Source organism: Pontibacter sp. FD36, from assembly GCF_015686655.1.
Taxonomy (GTDB): Bacteria; Bacteroidota; Bacteroidia; order Cytophagales; family Hymenobacteraceae; genus Pontibacter.
On record NZ_JADPMP010000010.1, the window covers coordinates 44225 to 62106 of the forward strand.

Genomic DNA, 17882 nt, shown 5'->3' on the forward strand with positions numbered 1-17882 from the left:
TCTTGTACCTTTGTAGCCCATAAAGTTTAACCTAACTTATGGCTGCTAAATATATTTTTGTTACAGGAGGCGTTACCTCCTCTCTTGGTAAAGGTATCATCTCCGCTTCTCTTGCTAAGTTGCTGCAGGCAAGGGGCTTCTCTGTAACAATCCAGAAATTCGACCCTTATATCAACATCGACCCGGGCACGCTCAACCCCTACGAGCATGGCGAATGTTTCGTGACCGAAGACGGCGCCGAGACGGACCTAGACCTGGGCCACTACGAGCGTTTCCTGAATGTGCCTACTTCGCAGGCAAACAATGTGACCACCGGCCGCATCTACTACAATGTGATCACGCAGGAGCGTGAAGGTGCCTATCTGGGCAAAACAGTACAGGTAATTCCCCACATCACAGACGAGATCAAGCGCCGCATGCTCCTTTTAGGCGAGTCCGGTGAATACGACATCGTGATCACGGAGATCGGCGGTTGCGTGGGTGATATTGAGTCGTTGCCGTTTATTGAGGCCGTGCGTCAGTTGCGCTGGGAATTGGGCGTGAACGAGACCTGCGTAATTCACCTGACGCTGGTACCCTACTTGAAGGCAGCCGGTGAACTGAAGACAAAACCAACACAGCATTCGGTGCGTGACCTCTCCGAGGCCGGTGTGCAGCCAGACATCCTGGTTTGCCGCTCAGAGCACCACATACCTACCGACCTGCGCAAAAAGATTGCCTTGTTCTGTAACGTGAAGCAAAACTCCGTGATCGAGTCAATCGACGCGGAAACGATATACGACGTGCCGCTACTGATGCGCAAGGAGAAGCTGGACGAGCGCGTGATCGCTAAACTCAAGCTGCCACACAAAAGTGAGCCGGAACTCGAAACCTGGAAAGAATTCCTGGGCCGACTCAAAAACCCTACCGCTGAAGTTAAAATAGGGCTGGTAGGCAAGTATGTAGAGCTGCCGGATGCCTACAAGTCGATTGTAGAATCATTCGTTCATGCTGGTGCCGCCAACGAGTGCAAAGTGAGCATCAAGTGGTTCCAGTCGGAGAACATCAACGATGAGAACGTAGCCGGCCTGCTGCAAGGTATGGACGGTGTGCTGGTGGCTCCTGGCTTTGGTGAGCGTGGCTTTAAAGGTAAACTGGAGGCGATCCGCTTTGTGAGGGAAGCAGGTATACCGTTCCTGGGCATCTGCCTGGGCATGCAGTGTGCTGCCGTGGAGTTCGCCCGCAACGTGCTGGGACTGGAGGGCGCCGCCTCTACTGAGATGGATCCAAACACGCCATACCCGGTGATCGACATGATGGAAGACCAGAAGCAGATCACACAAAAGGGCGGCACCATGCGACTGGGTGCTTATACCTGTGAACTAAAGAAGGGCTCAAAAGCATTTTCTATTTATGGCAAGTCCAAAATTTCGGAGCGTCACCGTCACCGTTACGAGTTCAATAATAAGTTCCTGGCCGATTACGAGCAGGCTGGTATGATGGCAACCGGTATAAACCCGGACACAGGCCTGGTAGAAGTGATCGAGCTGCAGAACCACCCGTGGTTTGTGGCGGCACAGTACCACCCGGAACTGAAGAGTACCGTCCTGAATCCGCATCCGCTTTTCGTGAAGTTTGTCAAAGCGGCTATGAATTACACTAAATCTAAATAAGCATTAACCAACACTCATTATTATTTTCATTAGATGGATAGAAATCAAGCTATTGGCTTTGGATTGATTGCCGTGCTCCTGCTGGCTTACTCCTTCTTCTTCTCGGGAACGAACGAAGAGGCCAACACTCCGGCATTTGACCAGACTGCCAAGGTAGAGCAGGTGCAGACGGGACCCGCTCCTGTAGCCGAGGACGACTCGCTGGCACAGGTGCGCCGCGCCGCCGCGCTGGGCACTTTCAGTGCAGCCGCTACCGGTGAAGCCAGTACCACCACCCTTGAGAACCAAAACATGGTGGTGACCTTCAACAGCAAAGGTGGCCAGGTAGAGGAAGTGGTCCTTAAGAATTACAAAGACTACAGAGGCAACACCCTGGTACTGTTTGACCGCGAAAGCAGCCAGACCGATGTGCAGTTCACCACAAACGATGGCAAGAACATCCGTCTGTCAGACCTGTATTTCACACCTTCTGAAGCGCAGACGGTAACCGTTGGCGAAGTTCCTGCTCAAACCATCACGTACCGTGCTGACCTGGGCAATGGCCAGACCATTGATCAGATCTATACCTTGTTCGACAATAGCTTTCAGGTAGGTTACAAACTGGATTTCAAAGGCCTTGACAACCAGATCAGCGGCGATAACGTGACCATGACCTGGAACGACAACCTGAAGCAGCTGGAGAAAGACATCACGCAAAACCGCGCCAAGTCTACCATCAATTACTACACAGCGGACGAAAGCTTCGACTACCTGTCTATCTCAGAAGGGACGGAAACAGAGACGATCACGGAGCCGATGAAGTGGGTTGCTAACAAGCAGAACTTCTTCACGGCCGGTATTATCGCTGCCAATACCTTCTCTGGTGCTAAACTGGAGGCGGTGACCAACCCGGCTGATACTTCTATAGTAAAGACCCTGAACTCTCAGATCCTGATCCCGACGGCTGACCTGCTGAGTGGTAAAGGCGAGTTTACCTATTACTTCGGCCCGAACGACTACAAGATCCTGAAGCACATGGGCAACGAGTTCAACAAGAACCTTGACCTGGGCTGGGGCATTTTCTCGTGGGTGAACAAGTGGATCATCATCCCGGCTTTTGACTTCCTCGAAAACTACATCGGCAACTACGGCATCATCATTATCCTGCTGGTGCTGTACATCAAGCTGATCCTGTTCCCGCTGACCTACAAGTCCTTCCTGTCGATGGCGAAAATGAAGGTGCTAAAGCCGGAGATCGATGCCATTAAGGAGCGTAACGACGGCGATATGCAGAAGACGCAGATGGAGACCATGAAGCTGTATGGCGAAATGGGCGTGAATCCGCTGAGCGGTTGTATCCCGATGCTCTTGCAGATTCCGATTCTGTTTGCGATGTTCAACTTCTTCCCGAACTCCATCGAGTTGCGTCAGGAGGCTTTCCTATGGGCAGATGACTTGTCAACCTATGATGTATTCGCCAGATTGCCGTTCACTATACCTTTCTATGGTGACCACGTGAGTATGTTTACCTTGCTCATGACGGCTTCGACGATCCTCTATACGTGGTCTAACAACCAGATGAACACGATGCAGGGTCCGATGAAGATGTACACTTACCTGATGCCGATCATCTTCATGTTCGTGCTGAACTCTTTCCCGGCAGGCCTTTCTTTCTACTACTTCGTATCAAACATGGTGACCTTCGGTCAGCAGGCCCTTATCCGTAAGTTTGTGGACGAAGGCAAGATCAGAGCGAAACTGGAAGAGAACCGTGACAAGCGTAAGGAGAAGAAGAAATCAGGCGGTCCGTCTTTCACAGAGCGTATGCAGGAGGCCATGCGTGCCGCAGCCGACAAAGAGCAGCAGCGCAAAAACAACCCTAAACTCAAGAAATAAGCACTCACGTGCTATACCTTACAGGAAGCCCCGAAGCAGTTCGGGGCTTTTTTGTTGACCATATTCGCTGCTTTGCGTATAGCCCTATACCTATATTAAAAACATGCGAAAGAATACACTACCCTACCTCCTACTGCCACTTTCATTTGTGGCCATACTGGGAGCTGCCTGTCAGCAACAGACAGCCGAAGAGAAGACCATTGCCAGCACACACCCGAAGCTGGAAGAGCACCTGCAACGTGACACGGTGCGCATGCCCATCACATCAGAAGAGAACCCGGAACTTTACCAGCGCTACCGCCTGCGTATGGAGGCTTACCAGAGCGACGAGGCATTTCGGGTGCAGGAGACTTACCAGGGCCGCTTGGCTCCATTAGATGAAGCTAGCCATGCCGATGCCCGGAAGTACCGCTCAGCCTTGCAGGAAGGCCTGAAACAAGGTATAAACTTTGCCGGCCAGTATACCGTGGTGACCGTTGGCTGCGGCACTACCTGCCAGGAGCACTACGTGGTGGACCGGCAGGATGGGAAAGTGCTTGACAAGGTGCAAAGCAGCACAGGCGCACAATTTAGCCCGGACAGCCGTATATTTATAGTCAACCCGCCGGACTCTTCGCACAACTATGTGGATTGCCCATACTGCGAACCAGCTGCCTATGTACTGGAACAGGGTAAGTTTCGCAAACTGCCTCAGGGGCAATAAGGATAACTAATGGCCATGCACACACTACTCTCTCTGCTGAAATTAGGTCTTGGACTGGGACTGATCCTGGTAGCAAGTTGCAGTACTGCTCAGAAAAGTAGTGCCCAGGTGCCGGATACTCCGCTGCTGCATTTCCAGAAGACACCCTGTCTTGGCACCTGCCCCTCTTATGAGGCTACCTTTCTGGCGAATGGCAGCATACGCTATACCGGGTATAGCCATGTACCCGTTACAGATACAGTTACCTTCACCCTCACGCCCCAACAACTAGACGGAATACGCCAGGACATAGCAAAGCTAAACTATGCATCGCTGCAAGACATGTACCTGACCAACTGGAGCGACATGCCCTCCACCATCACCACTTTCTATGAAGCGGGCAAAGAAATAAAGCGGGTACAACAGGAAGAAGGTGGCCCGAAGCCCTTGCTGGATTTCCAGGAGAGATTACATACCCTGCTCATGAGTCTTGCGGATGAGGAGGCGAAGCGAAGACTGCCCGTAAGATAAGACCCGATCATCCTGAATTCTACCTCTGCTTCCTTTACAAACTTCCTCTCTCCTGTTTCTAGCGAAACTGTTTCGCAATAGTGGTCTCTCCTGATACTATCCCCATTTTCTGTGCTTGCATCTGAATAACACTAGGTTTAAATATAGGATTTAGCCTTCCTGTAATTTTGAAAAACCAATAACCAATCCCAACTGAGGCCGTAAAAAAACAAAGGGCCAACACAGAGCAGGTTATTTGAAAATTAATATTTATATATAAATTATTTTGAAATTTTCGCTTAACAGGCTAGGAGAAATGTTAATTCAGATTTAACTATATTAAAAAGTATCCTCGACCTTGTGCTTCAAAACCTGGAAGCTCTTTTTGGAATATTTTGCAGGAAGAGTGCTAATTGACCGGCAGGCGTAAAGTCCTGCTGTGGCCTTGATTTTAAAGAACAGAATGGGAACAAATTTCCCACTGAGCATACTAACATAAAACATTAACCGGGTAGTCGAGTCCCCGGGCCTTCAGGAAGGCATAAGCACTCTTAATATGAAACTTAACACACACATAACTATGGAACGACAAACGGTAATAGGCATTTTTAAAGAAGGTATAGACGCACAGGCTGCGGTGCAGAAGCTGGAAAGCACGCACCATATCGGCCGTGATAAAGTAGATATAGCGAATCCTGCCTCTGCTTCAGCGAGGCAAGTAGGCAGTACCAGAGATAAAGACAATGATAATGTAAGTGGTTTCTTTGGCTCTTTGTTTGGCCAGAACGACGACGCAAACAAACATACACAGGCTGCCCGCAAAGGTTGGGTAGTAACGGTACACGCCGATTCCCGCCAGCAGGCAGAGAAAGCCGCTGAAGTACTGGACTCATGTGGCGCAGTGGATGTAGACGAGCATGTGGCACAAAACAACCCTCAGGCCGGTACAGCCAGACCACCACAGGGCACAGCCCAGACCAATACCGGGCGAACAGGCGACTCTAGCCAGTCTATTCCGATTATGGAGGAGCGTATGAACGTAGGTAAACGTGAAGTAGAGCGTGGCGGTGTGCGCATGAGAAGCCGCATTGTGGAGCGTCCGGTAGAAGAACATCTGCGTCTGCGTGAGGAACATGTTGATGTAGAGCGTAACAAAGTAAACCGCCCTGCAACAGACCGCGACTTCCAGAACTTCAAGGAAGGAGAAATCAACATTACAGAACGCGCTGAGGTGCCTGTAGTGAACAAAGAGGCCCGCGTAGTGGAAGAAGTGAAGATCAACAAGCACACAGAGCAGCGTAACGAAACTGTAAGAGGTACCGTACGCAAGACTGATGTGGACATTGACAAATTAGACAAAGACAAAGACCTTCGCAACCCGGGTAACAAGCCCGGCAACCCTCGTAATATATAGGGAAAGGTTTTGTAGATAAGGCAAGAGGCAGTCATCATGTGGCTGCCTCTTGCTGTTTTACAGAAAGGGCAGAGCTAAACAACCGCCCCAAAGCGATGAACCATCCCCTGCTCTGCCCGTACAATCTGAGACATTTGAACCGATAGAAGCGTATTCCCCTTCACACATATAGCCCATAACCATGAGCAAGAAATCAGACAAACTTAAATCAGAATTTGACGAGAAGCTACGCGAAAGTCGCACCACCCCGCTGGAAGAGCGGGACATTCAGGACGAATATGGCCGGGATGAGCGGGAGAACCTGGATGTAGACATTGAGTACAGCAAGACGATACCTGTGATTGAAGAGCAGGTGCGGGTAGACACAGAAGTCAGAGAGACAGGCAACGTGCACATTGCCAAGGAAGTGCACCGCGAGGATGTTGACCTGGACCTGCCCATCATACATGAGGAAGCGGAAATAGAACGCGTCGAAATAAACCAGTATGTCGACACACCCCCACCGCCGGTACGCTACGAGGGCGATAAGATGATCATACCTGTACTGAAGGAAGTGCTGGTAGTGGAGAAGCGCCTGCTGGTGGTAGAGGAGATACACGTTACCAAGCGGCGCACTGAAGAGCACGATAAACAGCACGTGGAGCTGCGCCGGGAAGAGATCAGGGTTGAGCGGAAAAGAAACAATCCGAACGAACCGCAAGGCTGAACCCTGCCCGGGTATGAGGTATAAAACAGGGTCTGGCCAAAATAAATAGTTCCACGGGGCGTTGTAATATAAACGAACCACCGAAGCAAGCGGGTCCGGCAGCTGATGAAGCTGCCGGACCCGCTTGCTTTTACAGCCCTAAAATGCACATATCCTAAGGCTAGCCACTTCGCAGGGACCTTGTTCCGGAATGTGGATAACCCCCGAAATCGTGGATAAAAATATACGTCACCGAGCGTGGAACATCATACGTTCTGCGCAAAAAACTGTATCTTTGTAAAAGTTCTATACCCAATTCGGGCTAACAGATTAAAAAATGCAAACTATGGAAATAACGTATTACGGACAGTCCTGCTTTCTTTTCAAAATCGGTGAGCACCGCATTCTACTCGACCCGTTCATCTCGCCAAACGAACTGGCCAAAGACATTGACGTGGACAGCATCAAGGCTGATTACATACTGCTCTCGCACGGTCATCAGGACCACGTGCATGACGCGGAGCGCATCGCAAAAAATAACGGTGCCACCATTGTAGCCAATTTTGAGATCGCGAGCTGGTATGAGGGGAAAGGTATAGAGAAGACCCACCCGATGAACACCGGCGGCAAGGTGACCCTGCCGTTTGGCACCGTGAAAATGGTGAACGCCGTGCATTCCAGCTCCCTGCCAGATGGCACTTATGCGGGAGTAGCAGCCGGGTTTGTGGTGGAAACAGAGAATCAGACATTTTATTTTGCCGGCGATACGGCCCTTACCTACGACATGAAGCTCATACCGGAGCAGTATGATGTAGACTTCGCCCTGTTACCGATTGGTGATAACTTCACGATGGACATCCACGATGCCCTGGTAGCAGCTGACTTTGTGCAGGTAGACAAGGTGATCGGCATGCATTACGACACCTTCCCTTATATCAAAATAGACCATGAGGAAGTGAAGGAAGTGGCGCAGATGGCCGGCAAGGAACTAATATTGATGGAGATAGGTCAGACTATAAACCTATAATTTTTAGATGGGAAAAATAATAGCGGTTGCAAACCAAAAAGGTGGCGTAGGCAAGACCACCACAGCCATAAACCTGGCTGCGAGCCTGGCAGCCCTCGAATTTAAGACATTACTCGTCGACGCAGACCCGCAGGCTAACGCCACATCGGGCCTCGGCTTCGACCCGGCCAGCATCAGCAGTAATATCTACGAGTGCATGGTAGGGGAAGCGAATATAGAAGACATCATCCTGAAATCGCCCAACCTGGAGACCCTGGATCTGATCCCTTCGCACATCGACCTGGTGGGCGCTGAGGTGGAGATGATCAACATTCCGAACAGGGAGGAGAGAATGCGCGAAGCACTGGCTCCGCTCAAGGAGGTGTACGACTTCATCATTATCGACTGTTCGCCTTCACTGGGCCTGATCACGGTAAACTCGCTTACGGCAGCCGACTCAGTGGTGATACCTGTTCAGTGTGAGTATTTTGCGCTGGAAGGTTTGGGCAAACTGCTCAACACGATCAAAATCATCACGACGCGCCTGAATACGGAGCTGGCCATTGAGGGCATCCTGCTGACGATGTATGATGTACGTCTGCGCCTGAGCAACCAGGTGGTGGAAGAGGTGAAAACGCACTTCCAGCAAATGGTGTTTGATACGATCATCCCAAGAAATGTGAAGTTGAGCGAGTCTCCGGGTTATGGTATACCTGCCATTCTGTACGATGCAGAAAGCAAGGGTGCCATGAGCTACCTGAACCTCGCCCGTGAGATAGCAGAGAAGAACAGCGTTGCGCTGGCGAAATAACCTTACGATTACATGTCCGATAACAAGAAACCAGTACCAACACGCAAGGGAGGCCTTGGCAGAGGCCTTGGCTCTCTCCTGGAGGGTAACAAATACACTGGCAAAACAGCCGAATCTACCACCGTTAACGAAGTCAATACCATCGCAGATATAGCTATTGATCAAATTCAGACGAACCCTTACCAGCCCCGTACGCATTTTGACCAGACGGCGCTGGAAGAACTGGCTGAGTCTATCCGGATACAGGGCATTATTCAGCCTATCACCGTTCGTCAGCTTGACCAGAACAGCTTCCAGCTGATATCGGGTGAGCGCCGCTACCAGGCCGCCAAAATGGCTGGCTTGACCGAAATCCCGGCTTACATCCGCAAAGCCGATGACCAGCAGATGCTGGAGATGGCCCTGATCGAGAACATTCAGCGCGAAAACCTGAACGCCATCGAGATTGCCCTCTCCTACCAGCGTCTGCTTACCGAGTGCAGCCTGAAGCAGGAAGAACTGGGCGACCGCGTGGGCAAGAAGCGCACGACCGTGACCAATTACCTGCGCCTGCTCAAGTTGCCGCCAGATATCCAGATCGCACTCCGCGACAACGTGATCAGCATGGGCCACGCCAGAGCGCTGATCAACATCGACACGATCGACAAGCAGTTGGAGATTTTCCGTAAGGTAGTGGCGGAGGAACTGTCGGTGCGCAAGGTGGAAGAACTGGTACGCAATGTGCAGAACGCCAGTAAAAAGCCTGATCCGCAACAAAAACTGGTCTTCAACAGGTATGATGAAGAGTTGAAGGGAGTTGAGAAAAAGCTTTCTTCGCAATTTGGCACTAAGATCCTGGTGAAAGCCAACAACGATGGCAAAGGTGAGATTAAGATCCCGTTTGTATCGGTGGACGAGCTGAACCGTATATTGGAGATTCTGAACTACTAAGAGAACAGCATGAGGTTAGCGCCTGGTATAGCATTATTTGTGGCATTACTCTTTTTGCAGCTGCTGCCGTCGCAGGCCAGGGCGCAAGTTGTCACATCCGGACCGGACTCGGTTTTGGTGCTAACTTCCGAAGCTGACACCACGCAGCAAAAGCAGTTTTTCCTGAGCGGTTTCAAAAACCTGGGCCGTCCTGGCCGTGCCGCCCTTTTCTCGGCTGTCATACCCGGGGCAGGTCAGGTATACAACGGTGCCTGGTGGAAGGTGCCCATCATTTATGCCACTGGCGGTGTGCTGGGCTACTTTATTATCGATAACAACAACAAGTACCAGGACTTCCGGACGGCACTGAATATACGCACAGGGCGTAGTAACCAATTTATTCAGGTATACGACGCCTACTACGATGACCCTATATATGGTGCTGATGTGCGAAACGGGACTCAAAACCTGCGTGTGAGCCGCGATTTTTACCGCCGCAACCGTGACCTGACCATCATCATATCGGTGCTGGCCTATGGCATGCAAATAGCAGAAGCCTACGTGCATGGCCACCTGCGCGAATTTGACGTGAGCGATAACCTGAGCCTGCGTGTGCAGCCCGATGTTTTCCGCACACCTGCCACCAACGGCGTTACGCCCGGTCTTACCCTTACTTTATATACCCGAACTAAATGAGAATCCTATTGATAGGCTATGGCAAAATGGGGAAAACCATTGAGCAGATGGCCCTTGCCAAAGGTTACCAGATAGCTGGCACCATTGACCATACCAACGCCGAAACGCTGAGCAGCTACACCCCTGATAACACGGACGTAGCCATTGAATTTACCCATCCGGAAGCAGCCTTTGGCAATATTTCTTACTGCCTGACCCAAGGTATACCGGTGGTTTCAGGCTCTACAGGCTGGCTGGACAGGTATAGTGAAGCCGTGCAGCTGTGCCAGGAAAACAATGGCGCTTTCTTCTATGCTTCGAATTATAGCGTAGGCGTTAATTTGTTTTTCCATTTTAACGAATATATTGCCAGTAAAATGCAGGCCTATAAGGAATACAGTGTCTCTATCCGGGAGATTCACCACCTCCAGAAGGTCGACAAACCAAGCGGCACCGGTATAACCACAGCCGAAGGTATACTGTCCAGTTTCACTGACCTGCAAGGCTGGGCAGCTGACGATGATTCGGATAAGTCGAAGCTGAATATTATTTCGGAGCGTGAGCCGGATGTGGTGGGTACCCACATCGTGACCTACGAATCGGAAGTAGACAAAATAGAACTGGGCCACATTGCCCATAGCCGTGCCGGATTTGCCGAAGGCGCCTTGATGGCAGCCGAGTGGCTCAAAGACCGCCAAGGTGTGTACGGCATGAAGGACATGCTCAACCTGTAGAAACAAAACGCTTTATAGATGAAAGTTAAGTTTTGGGAGAAGAAGCCCGCTAACAAGGCGCCTAAAAAGAAAAAGAGCTTTGCGCGTGAGTGGGGCGATGCCATTTTATTTGCTGTTATCGCGGCCAGTTTAATCCGCTGGGCTACTTTTGAGGCTTATACCATCCCGACACCATCCATGGAGAAGTCGCTGCTGGTAGGAGACTTCCTGTTTGTGAGCAAACTGCACTATGGTCCGCGCACCCCGATCACCCCACTGCAGGTGCCACTGACGCACCAGACCATCTGGGGTACGAACATCCCCTCCTACTCCGACGCGATTCAGCTGAAGTCATACCGCTTGCCAGGCTTTTCTGAGGTACAGCGAAACGACGTAGTTGTTTTCAACTATCCTCCAGAAGAGCATCACCCAGCTGACCTGCGTACCAATTACATCAAGCGTTGCATCGGTATTGCCGGCGACTCCATCGAGATCCGCGACATGCAGGTATACATCAACGGACAGATGGCGGAGAACCCGGACAAAATGCAGTATAAGTACTTCCTTTCTACAGAGCAGCGCCTGGCAGAGAAGTTCTTTCTGGAGCGTGACATTACCGATGTGATCCAGTGGCAGGGCGGTTATATTGTAGATACTTCTCCTGAGAAAGCCAAGGCTCTCGCTCAGCTTGATTTCATCAAAGAAGCAACGCTCCTGATGGACGAAGCAGGTAAAGGCGATGCAGAGGTATTCCCGCATGTGCCAAGCAAATACGAATGGAACAAAGACAACTTCGGTCCACTTTATATCCCGAAAGAAGGCGTAACCGTAGCTATTACAACTGAAACGCTACCTTTTTATGAAAAGGTGATTCTGGGTTACGAGCGTAACGAAAACGCTGAGGTACGTGACGGCAAGCTATACCTGGATGGTGCTGAAGCCACAACTTATACCTTCAAGCAGGACTATTACTTTATGATGGGCGACAATCGCCACAATTCCCTTGACTCCCGCTACTGGGGCTTCGTACCCGCCGACCACATTGTGGGCAAGGCTGTGATGATCTGGATGTCCACCGACCCATACGGCAGCTTCCTCAATAAAATCAGATGGAGCCGATTGTTTAAAACGATCGAGTAAGGTATAGGTATACAAGATGAAACCGCCGGTTCTGAAAAGAGCTGGCGGTTTTTTGTTTTAGGGTATAGTGAGAGGACGCAAATATTGTATATTTGATATATTGATAAAGGAGCTTCTGCATTCAGGCCTGACTAGCTCTACACATAGTGCAGCTAGTAGGAGTAGGTACTCCTTATAGCAGGTAGTTAGGGTGTATTTCGATTAAATTATAAACTAGAATGATATTTTTAGATACTCTTTATCTTGCTTGTTGTAATTTTTACAAGAGAAGAGAACCAAATGATTATAGAATCAGTGGTTTAATCTTATTAACTCTTATAGTTCTCTGTAACTTAACTTTGATACTATTTATAATTCAGGAAAACAGCCAGATTTTCGCTAAGAATCAACTTTATGAAAACCGATACTACATTATTGTTGGGACTATTCTAGTTTTTGCTGTTTTATTTTATCTCAGATATTTTAAGGTAACAGGATACGATGAAATTTATAGCAGATTAAATTCTCTAAAGGAAACACAGAAAAATAGTCTCTATTTAATAGCTATAATTTATATGCTAGCATCTGTTGTGACTTTCATTGGATATGCAGCTTGGATAGGATACAACTAAAACAAAACGCTCCCTAATCGAGTAGACGGCCCCGCCAGTATTAATTGACGGGGTGCGCCTCTCACACCACTGTACAAGCGGGTCTCGCATACAGCGGTTCGTTAAGTTGTGGAGCTACTTTCCTGTAGTAGTCAAGCAATGATTCATACCCTCTCTTAGCCAGCCTTTTCACCGTTACCGTTGTGATCAGCATCGGGCTTTGAGCCACCGCCCAGCCTCCTTTCCTGGTTCTGCTCCAGGCATAAGCCTGACCCTTCGGGACACCCAGCCGAATTAGGTTCTTCCTTTTCCGTTCGGGCTTTTTCCAGTCGTGCCAGATGCAGTGCCGGAGCCGATTTCGTATCCAGCTGTCCACTTCTTTGAGCTTGCCCTGGATACTGGCCATGCGGAAGTAGTGGACCCAGCCTCTTTGGGCCTCCTTCAGTTCCCGGATACGCTCCTCAAAAGAGCAAGGCGTGGTTTTGCGGGTGATGGCCTTCAGCTTCTGCTTGAGCCTGTCCCACCCTTTCTTTGCCACCACCAGCTGGTAGCGGCCCTTGTCGCCTTTCCTGTAGGTGGGCACAAAGCCGTGGCCCAGCATTTGGAAATCCACAGGCCTGCGGATACCCGACTTCTCCATGTTGATAGGCAGCCTGAGCCTGTCCCGCAGGAACAGGAACACGGCGTTGCCTACCTTTCGGGCAGTGTCTTCACTTTCGGTGTAGACGCTGAAGTCATCGGCATAGCGCACGTAGCGCAGCTGTTGCCGCTCCAGCTCCTTGTCCAGCTCGTGGAGCGTGATGTTGGAGAGCAGTGGCGAGAGCGGGCTTCCCTGCGGCACGCCCTTCCGGCGCTTGACCAGTCTCCCTTTGATAAGAATGGGAGCCCGGAGCCACTTGCGGATCAGGCGCAGGGTCAGCGGGCACTTTACCTTCCGGTAGAGCAGTTGCAGCAAGAGGCAGTGGTCCACCTCGTCAAAGAAGTTGGCAAGGTCGATGTCCACGATGTGCTGATAGCCTTCGTGGATGTAGCCGTGCGCCTGCTGCAGGGCCTGGTGGGCGCTGCGGTTAGGGCGGAAGCCGTAGCTGCGCTCTTTGAACTCCAGTTCAAAGAGCGGAGTGAGCACCTGATTCACGGCTTGTTGCAGTACCCGGTCGGTGACGGTGGGAACGCCCAGCAGGCGAATCTTACCGTTGCCCTTGGGTATTTCCACTCCTAGGATAGGAGAAGGCAGGTACCTGCCGTTGCAAATATCAGTGGCGATGGCGTCCCTGTTTTGTTTCAGGTGCGCAGCCAGCTGCTCCACGGGCATACCGTCCACGCCCGCCGAACCTTTGTTGGCCACAACGTGTGTGTATGCTTTAAGCATGTTGCCCCGGTGGAGTATCTTCTCTATCATCTCTGCTTGTACTACAGTACTTATAATCTCTTCTCCCGCTTAAGGCAGGGCTGGCTAAAACCTCCCTGCCGAATTTGGGAAAACCTAACGTTTGGTCCTTGAGTAGCCTGTGAGGCCTCCGGGTTCTTCCCGGCTCGTTGCCGCTACCTACTACGACCGCTGCTGACTTCTCCCTATGTTCACGACACCGGGAGACCTCCCCAGGTAAGAGCACCTTCCTTCCTCCGATTCCTGCTGCATCTACACAAAGTCGTTTGTTGGTCAGGGGCGTTGCAAAGAGGTGCTTGTTTACCCACGACTTCCTGCCTCTTATGCAGTTTCTGTCCGTCAGTACCGGATTTTGCAGTCCCGCTTTCTTCACTGCCGCCTCACGGCCAGCCAGCTTGCGGCTTGCTAACAGGCTTCACCAACTCGCCTGTAAGGGACTTGCACCCTCTGGAATAATATGATACCTTTAGTATCAGGTGCCCATACTGGGCGCACACCACACCCATAAGCCAGCTCCGCCGCCTTATGGCCAAGTCCGTTACAACAACCATAACCAAACAACTGCATATCCAATTACTCTACTAACATGACAGAATTCTGGGAATCGAGCTTTCGGGACAAACAGACTATGTGGGGATTTGAGCCTGCTGATGCTGCTGCTTCAACACTGGCACTATTTCAGAAGCATGGCTTAAAAGATATCTTAATTCCAGGATTCGGCTACGGTAGAAATGCGAAGCTTTTTACTGACCATGGTTTAAACGTAACCGGTATCGAAATATCAGAAACTGCAATAGCTATAGCCAAAAGCCATTTTGGAGAAAGCATGCAGGTATACCACGGCTCTGTCAGCGATATGCCGTTCGACCAGAAGTTCTATGATGGTATTTTCTGCTATGCTTTAATCCATCTGCTGGATGCAAAAGAAAGGGAGAAGCTGATCCGTGATTGTTATTGCCAGCTCAGACCAAACGGCTACATGGTTTTTGTGGCTATATCCAAAAATACCCCTACTTACGGGGAGGGCAGGAAATTGAGTAGGGACAGGTTTGAAACCAAGCATGGTGTCAACCTTTTCTATTACGATCAGACTTCAGTGGAGCAGGAATTTGGCCCATTTGGATTGATTGATGCCACGGAGGTAGAAGAACCGGCAAAGAATACGGAACACAAGCCTTCCCAGAAATTCTGGCTTATAACCTGCAGAAAACAAGCAGCATAAAAAACCAGAGACTACTTATACAACAAGCAATCAGGATACAAGATATGAAGCCTACACCAGAGCACGATGAGCGCATGGCAAAATTGACATTTGCATCAGTATATCCCCATTACATCACAAAAGTAGAGAAGAAGGGCAGAACGAAAGTGGAACTGCATCAAGTGATAAGCTGGCTAACGGGTTTTGGCGACCAGGAACTTCAAGAACTTATTGATGAGAAAGTAAGCTTTGAAATATTTTTCAATCGCGCTAACTTAAACCCGAATGCGCAGCTTATAACAGGCACCATCTGCGGCTATCGCATCGAAGAAATTGAAAATCCTGTTACCAGACAAGTGCGGTATTTAGACAAGCTGGTAGACGAACTGGCGAAAGGTAAAAAAATGGAGAAAATCCTGCGAACTGTCTGAAAGAGTGAATACCAAATAACCTAACTATAAATAAAACCGTGAAAAAAAACCAACTCCCCCGCATCCTTTACCTACTCCTCCCCTTCCTCACCCTAGCCTGTACTCAAAAGATGAACACCACCGCCAGTAAGCCCCAAACCGGTCAGCAAGTGATTGAAGCCATGTACCGCCACTGGGAAAACAAATGGTACCCGAACTTTGCCTTCGACCAGCGGGCCATTTTCTACAAAGATGACCAGGTGAGTCGTGAGGAAATCTGGCAGGAGATCTACAGTTATCCGGCAAATCTGCACATCCGCTTCGATGGCTTTGAGACTGGCAACGGCGTGGTCTACAACCAGGACACTGTTTATACCTTTAAGGAAGGACAGATGGTGAACAAGCAGTATTCGATTCACCCCCTCGTTTTACTGAGTTTCGATGTATATTTCTATGAGCCTGCCACCACCATCAGCAAGGCACAGGAACTCAACTTCGACCTGAGCCTGTTTACGGAAGCCAACTGGCAGGGACGTGCTGCTTACGTAGTGGGCACTACCGACCCGAATGACCAGAGCCGTAATCAGTTTTGGGTAGATAAAGAGAATCTTTACGTCGTGCGTATTCTAACGAACAGCAAGGGCGTCGCACGCGATGTGGAGATGAACAATTACCAGGAGATCGAGGGAAATATGGTCGCGACGGAGATCGTCTTTAAAAACAATGGTCAGCTGTTTCTGCGTGAAGAATATTTTAATATTTCCTTTCCTGAAAAAGTAGACCCGAGCTGGTTTGATCCGGCGCAATTCACGACGACGAATTGGAAGCAATAACATTCATGCAGCAATTCGAAGATATAGGACGTCCTCGTTCGTGATCAAGTAAATAGGGGCTTTAGGCCCCTATTTTATTTATACTTTAATGTCATTTAGACACTAGGGAGAAATCTGGAGTATGAGCATTAAAGTCCATCCAGATCTATCCTATCGTCGAGATGACAACGTGTGGTTGGCTGTCTTAATGAAGCGCACCGGGAATTAACGACAACTACCAATCAATCGGCTCTTTGCCTTGTGTCTTTAAGTACTCGTTGGCTTTGCTGAAGTGGCGGGTACCGAAGAAACCGCGGTCGGCGGCGAAAGGTGACGGATGGGCTGCTTTGAGTACCAGGTGTTTGCGTTCATCAATGAAAGCACCTTTCTTCTGGGCATAGGCCCCCCAAAGCATAAACACCACCCCTTCTTTCAGATCATTTACTTTGCGTACAACGGCATCGGTGAACTCTTCCCAGCCTTTTTTCTGGTGAGATCCCGCATCGCCGGCACGCACTGTGAGGGTGGCGTTTAGTAATAAAACGCCCTGCTCGGCCCAACGCTCCAGATTACCGGTAGCTGGCAGGTCCTTGCCGAGGTCGCTTCTGATTTCTTTGAAGATGTTGACGAGCGAGGGCGGGATACGAATACCATCTTTCACCGAAAAAGCCAATCCATTCGCCTGATTAGGACCATGATAGGGGTCCTGCCCTAAAATAACTACTTTTACCTGATCGAAGGGACATCGCTCGAAAGCATTGAAAATCTGGTTACCGGGCGGGTAAACTTTTTGAGAGGTGTACTCGTCTTTAACAAAAGACACGAGGTCTTTGAAATAGGGTTTTTCAAATTCTTCTTGCAAGATATTTTGCCAGCTTTCTTCTATCTTTACGTTCATGAGAGTCAGTAGGGGTATCGGGTTTGCTTGGTAACAGGTATCAGGGGCCCGGAAGGCAATACCTGAAACAGATTCTAATTATACAAAAAACTCTGTAACATGGATACAAAAACTACAGAAGGAGTAAAAGTAACGGTTACGACCAACTACCTGCCCGATTACTCCAGTCCGGTACAGCAGCACTTCGTATTTGCTTACAAGATCAGTATAGAAAATAACAGTGAGTTCACAGTCAAGCTTTTACGCCGCCACTGGTACATACATGACGCTACTGGCACTATGCGTGAAGTGGAAGGCGAGGGTGTAGTAGGGCAGCAGCCTGTGCTGGAGCCCGGCGAGTCGCATGAGTACGTGTCAGGCTGCAACCTGAAGACAGGTATGGGCAAAATGCGCGGCACTTACCTAATGGAGCGCATGGTCGACGGCAAACAGTTTCATGTGACCATACCTGAGTTTTCGCTTATCGTACCTTATAAGTTGAATTGATTGCTGATGGTTAAATTGCTGAATTG

Annotated in this window: 18 protein-coding genes; 16 read left to right on the plus strand and 2 right to left on the minus strand. The window is 49.8% G+C overall.

The features are described 5' to 3' along the window. Positions 1 to 38: 38 nt before the first annotated feature. From I0P70_RS14880 to lepB, 12 genes are all read left to right on the plus strand, one after another. Complete coding sequence (locus I0P70_RS14880) at positions 39 to 1652, plus strand: CTP synthase (RefSeq protein WP_196119476.1); 1614 nt, start codon at positions 39 to 41, stop codon at positions 1650 to 1652. Positions 1653 to 1685: 33 nt separating this feature from the next. Further along, positions 1686 to 3527 carry a membrane protein insertase YidC gene (gene yidC, locus I0P70_RS14885; RefSeq protein WP_196119478.1) on the plus strand — a complete coding sequence of 614 codons (1842 nt, stop codon included), beginning with the start codon at positions 1686 to 1688 and terminating at the stop codon, positions 3525 to 3527. A gap of 103 nt (positions 3528 to 3630) precedes the next feature. Beyond that, on the plus strand, positions 3631 to 4230 hold the full coding sequence (locus tag I0P70_RS14890; RefSeq protein WP_196119480.1) for a hypothetical protein: 600 nt from the start codon (positions 3631 to 3633) through the stop codon (positions 4228 to 4230). 15 nt (positions 4231 to 4245) lie between these two features. Further along, a complete protein-coding gene (locus I0P70_RS14895; RefSeq protein WP_196119482.1) occupies positions 4246 to 4740 on the plus strand; it encodes a DUF6438 domain-containing protein in 495 nt (164 codons plus the stop codon). Positions 4741 to 5299: 559 nt separating this feature from the next. Then, positions 5300 to 6133, plus strand: coding sequence for a YsnF/AvaK domain-containing protein (locus I0P70_RS14900; protein ID WP_196119484.1), 834 nt, complete (start codon positions 5300 to 5302; stop codon positions 6131 to 6133). Between the two features lie 181 nt (positions 6134 to 6314). Further along, complete coding sequence (locus I0P70_RS14905; RefSeq protein ID WP_196119486.1) at positions 6315 to 6839, plus strand: YsnF/AvaK domain-containing protein; 525 nt, start codon at positions 6315 to 6317, stop codon at positions 6837 to 6839. Positions 6840 to 7164: 325 nt separating this feature from the next. Next, positions 7165 to 7845, plus strand: a complete 681-nt coding sequence (locus tag I0P70_RS14910; protein WP_196119488.1) for a metal-dependent hydrolase — start codon at positions 7165 to 7167, stop codon at positions 7843 to 7845. 7 nt (positions 7846 to 7852) lie between these two features. Continuing rightward, positions 7853 to 8635 (plus strand): ParA family protein, encoded by a 783-nt coding sequence (locus I0P70_RS14915; RefSeq protein WP_007654714.1) that lies wholly within the window; start codon positions 7853 to 7855, stop codon positions 8633 to 8635. A 12-nt stretch (positions 8636 to 8647) separates the two neighbouring features. Beyond that, positions 8648 to 9565 (plus strand): ParB/RepB/Spo0J family partition protein, encoded by a 918-nt coding sequence (locus tag I0P70_RS14920; protein WP_196119490.1) that lies wholly within the window; start codon positions 8648 to 8650, stop codon positions 9563 to 9565. Between the two features lie 9 nt (positions 9566 to 9574). Next, positions 9575 to 10240, plus strand: a complete 666-nt coding sequence (locus I0P70_RS14925; protein WP_230392221.1) for a DUF5683 domain-containing protein — start codon at positions 9575 to 9577, stop codon at positions 10238 to 10240. Then, positions 10237 to 10953 carry a 4-hydroxy-tetrahydrodipicolinate reductase gene (dapB, locus tag I0P70_RS14930; RefSeq protein ID WP_196119493.1) on the plus strand — a complete coding sequence of 239 codons (717 nt, stop codon included), beginning with the start codon at positions 10237 to 10239 and terminating at the stop codon, positions 10951 to 10953. Before I0P70_RS14925 ends, dapB begins: the two co-directional genes overlap by 4 nt. An 18-nt stretch (positions 10954 to 10971) precedes the next feature. Further along, positions 10972 to 12072: a signal peptidase I gene (gene lepB, locus I0P70_RS14935; RefSeq protein WP_196119495.1), complete on the plus strand. Its 1101-nt coding sequence runs from the start codon at positions 10972 to 10974 to the stop codon at positions 12070 to 12072. 672 nt (positions 12073 to 12744) lie between these two features. Here lepB and ltrA read toward each other — a convergent pair. After that, positions 12745 to 14061, minus strand: a complete 1317-nt coding sequence (ltrA, locus tag I0P70_RS14940; RefSeq protein WP_040574094.1) for a group II intron reverse transcriptase/maturase — start codon at positions 14059 to 14061, stop codon at positions 12745 to 12747. A gap of 574 nt (positions 14062 to 14635) precedes the next feature. Between ltrA and I0P70_RS14945 the strand changes: the two genes are divergently transcribed. Genes I0P70_RS14945 through I0P70_RS14955 form a run of 3 tightly spaced genes read left to right on the plus strand, consistent with a single transcriptional unit; the run spans position 14636 to position 16493 of the window. Beyond that, positions 14636 to 15271, plus strand: coding sequence for a bifunctional 2-polyprenyl-6-hydroxyphenol methylase/3-demethylubiquinol 3-O-methyltransferase UbiG (locus I0P70_RS14945; RefSeq protein ID WP_196119497.1), 636 nt, complete (start codon positions 14636 to 14638; stop codon positions 15269 to 15271). Positions 15272 to 15315: 44 nt separating this feature from the next. Further along, positions 15316 to 15681 (plus strand): DUF2200 domain-containing protein, encoded by a 366-nt coding sequence (locus I0P70_RS14950; RefSeq protein WP_196119499.1) that lies wholly within the window; start codon positions 15316 to 15318, stop codon positions 15679 to 15681. Between the two features lie 38 nt (positions 15682 to 15719). Beyond that, entirely contained in the window at positions 15720 to 16493 is a 774-nt protein-coding gene (locus tag I0P70_RS14955; protein WP_196119501.1) for an outer membrane lipoprotein-sorting protein, read from the plus strand. A gap of 214 nt (positions 16494 to 16707) precedes the next feature. Here the strand turns inward: I0P70_RS14955 and ung are convergent, their stop codons facing one another. Beyond that, on the minus strand, positions 16708 to 17370 hold the full coding sequence (gene ung, locus I0P70_RS14960; RefSeq protein WP_196119503.1) for a uracil-DNA glycosylase: 663 nt from the start codon (positions 17368 to 17370) through the stop codon (positions 16708 to 16710). A gap of 99 nt (positions 17371 to 17469) precedes the next feature. Here ung and apaG point away from each other — a divergent pair, with 99 nt between their 5' ends. Further along, positions 17470 to 17856 carry a Co2+/Mg2+ efflux protein ApaG gene (gene apaG, locus I0P70_RS14965; RefSeq protein ID WP_007654728.1) on the plus strand — a complete coding sequence of 129 codons (387 nt, stop codon included), beginning with the start codon at positions 17470 to 17472 and terminating at the stop codon, positions 17854 to 17856. Positions 17857 to 17882 lie beyond the last annotated feature (26 nt).

Bases quoted from the DNA above. Each gene is read 5' to 3' on its own strand.
- I0P70_RS14880 (WP_196119476.1), top strand. From the start codon at position 39: ATGGCTGCTAAATATATTTTTGTTACAGGAGGCGTTACCTCCTCTCTT.
- yidC (WP_196119478.1), top strand. From the start codon at position 1,686: ATGGATAGAAATCAAGCTATTGGCTTTGGATTGATTGCCGTGCTCCTG.
- I0P70_RS14890 (WP_196119480.1), top strand. From the start codon at position 3,631: ATGCGAAAGAATACACTACCCTACCTCCTACTGCCACTTTCATTTGTG.
- I0P70_RS14895 (WP_196119482.1), top strand. From the start codon at position 4,246: ATGCACACACTACTCTCTCTGCTGAAATTAGGTCTTGGACTGGGACTG.
- I0P70_RS14900 (WP_196119484.1), top strand. From the start codon at position 5,300: ATGGAACGACAAACGGTAATAGGCATTTTTAAAGAAGGTATAGACGCA.
- I0P70_RS14905 (WP_196119486.1), top strand. From the start codon at position 6,315: ATGAGCAAGAAATCAGACAAACTTAAATCAGAATTTGACGAGAAGCTA.
- I0P70_RS14910 (WP_196119488.1), top strand. From the start codon at position 7,165: ATGGAAATAACGTATTACGGACAGTCCTGCTTTCTTTTCAAAATCGGT.
- I0P70_RS14915 (WP_007654714.1), top strand. From the start codon at position 7,853: ATGGGAAAAATAATAGCGGTTGCAAACCAAAAAGGTGGCGTAGGCAAG.
- I0P70_RS14920 (WP_196119490.1), top strand. From the start codon at position 8,648: ATGTCCGATAACAAGAAACCAGTACCAACACGCAAGGGAGGCCTTGGC.
- I0P70_RS14925 (WP_230392221.1), top strand. From the start codon at position 9,575: ATGAGGTTAGCGCCTGGTATAGCATTATTTGTGGCATTACTCTTTTTG.
- dapB (WP_196119493.1), top strand. From the start codon at position 10,237: ATGAGAATCCTATTGATAGGCTATGGCAAAATGGGGAAAACCATTGAG.
- lepB (WP_196119495.1), top strand. From the start codon at position 10,972: ATGAAAGTTAAGTTTTGGGAGAAGAAGCCCGCTAACAAGGCGCCTAAA.
- ltrA (WP_040574094.1), bottom strand. From the start codon at position 14,061: ATGATAGAGAAGATACTCCACCGGGGCAACATGCTTAAAGCATACACA.
- I0P70_RS14945 (WP_196119497.1), top strand. From the start codon at position 14,636: ATGACAGAATTCTGGGAATCGAGCTTTCGGGACAAACAGACTATGTGG.
- I0P70_RS14950 (WP_196119499.1), top strand. From the start codon at position 15,316: ATGAAGCCTACACCAGAGCACGATGAGCGCATGGCAAAATTGACATTT.
- ung (WP_196119503.1), bottom strand. From the start codon at position 17,370: ATGAACGTAAAGATAGAAGAAAGCTGGCAAAATATCTTGCAAGAAGAA.
- apaG (WP_007654728.1), top strand. From the start codon at position 17,470: ATGGATACAAAAACTACAGAAGGAGTAAAAGTAACGGTTACGACCAAC.